The organism is Immundisolibacter sp., from assembly GCF_028696615.1.
Taxonomy (GTDB): domain Bacteria; phylum Pseudomonadota; class Gammaproteobacteria; order Immundisolibacterales; family Immundisolibacteraceae; genus Immundisolibacter.
Genome location: NZ_JAQVGQ010000250.1, coordinates 1 through 3,492, shown reverse-complemented (window position 1 = coordinate 3,492; position 3,492 = coordinate 1). Strand labels below are relative to the sequence as shown.

At 67.5% G+C, this 3,492-nt stretch carries 4 protein-coding genes; 3 read left to right on the top strand and 1 reads right to left on the bottom strand.

Annotated elements, in window-relative coordinates:
* Positions 1 to 195: 195 nt before the first annotated feature.
* Positions 196 to 978, bottom strand: a complete 783-nt coding sequence (locus PHC73_RS12635; RefSeq protein WP_300128870.1) for an enoyl-CoA hydratase/isomerase family protein — start codon at positions 976 to 978, stop codon at positions 196 to 198.
* A 210-nt stretch (positions 979 to 1,188) separates the two neighbouring features.
* On the opposite strand from PHC73_RS12635, the gene bphC reads away from it, so the two are divergent.
* The 3 genes from bphC to PHC73_RS12620 all read left to right on the top strand — a co-directional run bounded on the left by bphC (position 1,189) and on the right by PHC73_RS12620 (position 3,410).
* Positions 1,189 to 2,130 (top strand): biphenyl-2,3-diol 1,2-dioxygenase, encoded by a 942-nt coding sequence (bphC, locus tag PHC73_RS12630; RefSeq protein WP_300128867.1) that lies wholly within the window; start codon positions 1,189 to 1,191, stop codon positions 2,128 to 2,130.
* A gap of 212 nt (positions 2,131 to 2,342) precedes the next feature.
* Positions 2,343 to 3,083 carry a TenA family transcriptional regulator gene (locus tag PHC73_RS12625; protein WP_300128864.1) on the top strand — a complete coding sequence of 247 codons (741 nt, stop codon included), beginning with the start codon at positions 2,343 to 2,345 and terminating at the stop codon, positions 3,081 to 3,083.
* 18 nt (positions 3,084 to 3,101) lie between these two features.
* Entirely contained in the window at positions 3,102 to 3,410 is a 309-nt protein-coding gene (locus PHC73_RS12620) for a 2Fe-2S iron-sulfur cluster-binding protein (protein WP_300128862.1), read from the top strand.
* The last annotated feature ends 82 nt before the right edge of the window (positions 3,411 to 3,492 follow it).

Here is a 3,492-nt window from a genome sequence, read left to right as displayed (position 1 = left end):
CGTAGTTGATCGCGCAGCAGGCGGATGTGTTCGGGTTCGGTGAGTTCGAGCATGGCGTTCCTCCTGCGCTGGGCGGGGTTCTGTCCCAGCCGCTGCCAAGCCATTCAAACCATTGCTTCAGCCGCGAATCTTCCCGCCTTGGGACGTCGCGTTTTGGCGGCTGAAGCCGCTCCTACAGCGCTCCCATGCCGCTCTTCAGCGGTTCTTCCACTGCGGCTTGCGGCGTTCGCGAAACGACGACAGGCCCTCCTGGATGTCCTGCCCGAATACCACCGGGTCCCAGATCTGGCGCTGGAACTCTTCCAGCACCTCGCGGTTGTACTTGACCGACAGGCGCACGGCCTGCGTGTGGGCGGCCACCGAGCGCGGCGAGTTGCTGGCGATTTTCTGTGCCAGCTTCATCGCCTCGGCCTGCACCTGATCGTCCGGTACCACGCGGTTGATGAGACCGCAGGCCTTGGCCTCGGCGGCGCCGAACGGCTCGGCGGTGAGTACTTTTTCCATGAACACGCGCGGGCCCATGTACTTCCACAGGTCCAGGTACCCCATGGTCGGCATGCCGACCGAGGTTTCCGGAATGCCGAACTTGCACGACTCGCCGGCCACAATCAGGTCGCAGGCATTCGCCAGCAGCAGGCCGCCGGCCATGCAGTAGCCGTGCACGGCGGCGATCATGGGCTTGGGCGTCGCGCGCACCAGGGCAAAGGCTTCCAGGCCCTGGCGCGGCATCACGTAGAAGTTTTCCGGCCGGTCGCCGATCAGCTCCAGCGCTTCTTTCAGATCGCCGCCGGTGCAAAACGCCCGGCCCTCGCCGCGCAGCACGCCCACCCAGGCCTCGTCGTCCTCGGCGTAGCGGCGCACCGCCGCGGTGAGGTCGGTCAGCATGGCCACGGACATGGCGTTCATGGCCTCGGGGCGGTTCATGGTGAGGATGGCGACGTGGCCGTCACGCGCATAGGTGACCTGCGGTTCGCTCATGGGCGGGTTTCTCCTTCTCGAGTGGGTACGTGGCTCGGCCCGTCAGGCTTGGCCTGTTGGTCGTTCGGCAGGATAAGCGATGGCCGCCGCGCCGGTACAGCGAGCGCCGGGCCTGACGTGGGTCAAGTTTCGCCGCAGCGCGCGTGGCGTAATGCCGCACAGTCGGCAGCACAGCGGCTGCGGCGCATCGTCACCGGCGGGGAGATAGCAATGGTCAAGGTCACGGAACTCGGTTACATGGGCTTCAACGTCACCGACATGGCGGCGTGGGAGAGCTTTGCCACCGAAATCATCGGCATGGAGCTGCACGACGCCGGCGAGGGCGACCGCAAGTATTTGCGCCTGGACGAGTGGCACCACCGCTTCGTGCTGCACAAGAGCAACGAGGACGACCTGGCCTACATCGGCTGGCGCGTGCCGGGCCCGGACGAGCTCGAAGAGATGGCCGCCCAGCTCGAGGCCGCCAAGGTGCCGTACCGCTGGGCGAGCAGCGCCGAGTGCGACGAGCGCCGCGTGCTGGGGCTGCTGAAGCTGACCGACCCGGGCGGCAACCCGACCGAAGTGTTCTACGGTCCCGAAGTGATGACCTTCCGGCCGTTCCACCCCGGCCGGCCGATGTTCGGCCGCTTCGTGACCGGCGATCAGGGCCTCGGCCACTGCATCCTGCGCCAGAGCGACGTCAAGGCCGCCTACGACTTCTACACCAAGGTGTTCGGCATGCGCGGCTCGGTGGAATACAAGCTGCGCCAGCCGGACGGCTCGGTGGTGATGCCGACCTTCATGCACTGCAACGCGCGCCAGCACTCGGTGGCCTTCCTGGGCGGCCCGATGCCAAAGCGCATCAACCACCTGATGCTGGAGTACACGGACCTGAACGACCTGGGCGTCGCCTACCACGCGGTGCGGGCGCGCAAGATTCCGGTCGGCATCGACATCGGCAAGCACTCCAACGATCAGGCGGTCACCTTCTACTGCGGCAATCCGTCCGGCTGGCTGTCCGAGATCGGCTGGGGCGCCCGCAGCGCGCCAAGCCAGCAGGAGTATTACTCGGCCGACATCTGGGGCCACGAGGTGGAGGCGTCCGGCTTTGGCATGGACCTCGACATGGTGGCGCCGGAAGACGAAACCGCCGTCAAGGCGGGCTCGGCCTGAGTCGAGGGCTGCTGTGCCGGCGGCCGTCCTGCCGCCGGCACCGGGTTTTTTGATGCGCCGCCCAGGGTCGGGCGGCAGGACGGCGCGGCAGGAGGCCGCCGCAGACGACAGGGATCGCACGCACGGCGCCACGGATGGGTAGGCCGTACGGTTCGATTACGCCGCCGCCGGCTCGCGGCCACGACGGCATCATCCGCATCGGAGGAGCACACATGGCTACCGTAGCCCAAGACGTTCACACCGCTTACCTCATCGACGTCAAAGCCGACTGGCTGAGGCATCTCAAAAACGACATCCTGGAGCCGGTCGCCGCCGCCGCGCTGGCGCATCCGGTGCTCAAGGACATCGAGGCCGGCCGCCTGCCCAAGGACAAGTTCGCCCGCATGATGGCCAACCTGTGCTGGGTCATCACCGGCTTTCCGGAGTACGTGTCGGCGCTGGCCGCCGGCTGCCCCAAGAACGACCACCAGGTCAAGGCCGCGCTGCTGGAGAACGCCTACATCGAGCGCGACCACCCGTTCCTGCTGGCGCAGGCGGTGAATGCGCTGGGCGGTCCCGGCGACGCGATTCTGGAAGGCCCGGACTGGGTGTCGTTCGACTACGATCCCTACATCCACATGCTGCGCATGGTGATCGAGGGCTACGTGTTCCACCGGCCGTGGATCGAGGGCATGGCGGCCACCGCGGTGGGCGTGGAAAGCGTGGTGCCGGCCGTGTTCGGGCGCATCGGCGAGGCGGCCATCAAGCACTACGGCCTGGCCGAGGAAGACGCCGAGTGGTTCCGTATCCACGGCGGCGAGGTCGAGATGGAGCACGGTAACGAGGGCCTGCGGGTGCTCGAAAAATACGTCGCCGACGACGACATCAACACCCAGAAGGCCTGCATCGCCGGCGCCAGCCTGGTGGCCAATGCCATCGGCACCGGCCTGTTCGACGCCGTGGCGCGCTGGTAAGGCCCCGAGGCAAACCCAGTGGCACGCATCCGCATCAACGGCGGCCCGTGGCGCAAGGTGATGCCGGGCTCGAGCCTGCTCGGCCTCATCAAGGGCCGCGGCGGGGTCCCCATCCACACCTCCTGCGGGCTCGGCAGCTGCGGGTCGGACATCGTGCTGATCGTGTCCGGCATGGAGCACCTGAGTGCGCCGTTCCCGACCGAGCTGCGCACGCTGGCGGCCGAGGGCGCGCCGCCGAACGCGCGCCTGTCCTGCGTCACCAAGCTGCTGGACGGTGACGTCGAAGTGGAAGTGCCGGACTACAGCCTGGAGCAGCCGGCGGCCTGAATGACGCCCCGGGCCCGGCGTCGGCCGGGTCCGGGCGGCCGATTGCGAGGATGGTCTCAAGGCTATCCATTTGTGTAGCCAC

Coding starts and splice junctions, on each gene's coding strand:
- PHC73_RS12635 (WP_300128870.1), bottom strand. CDS start 978: ATGAGCGAACCGCAGGTCACCTATGCGCGTGACGGCCACGTCGCCATC.
- bphC (WP_300128867.1), top strand. CDS start 1,189: ATGGTCAAGGTCACGGAACTCGGTTACATGGGCTTCAACGTCACCGAC.
- PHC73_RS12625 (WP_300128864.1), top strand. CDS start 2,343: ATGGCTACCGTAGCCCAAGACGTTCACACCGCTTACCTCATCGACGTC.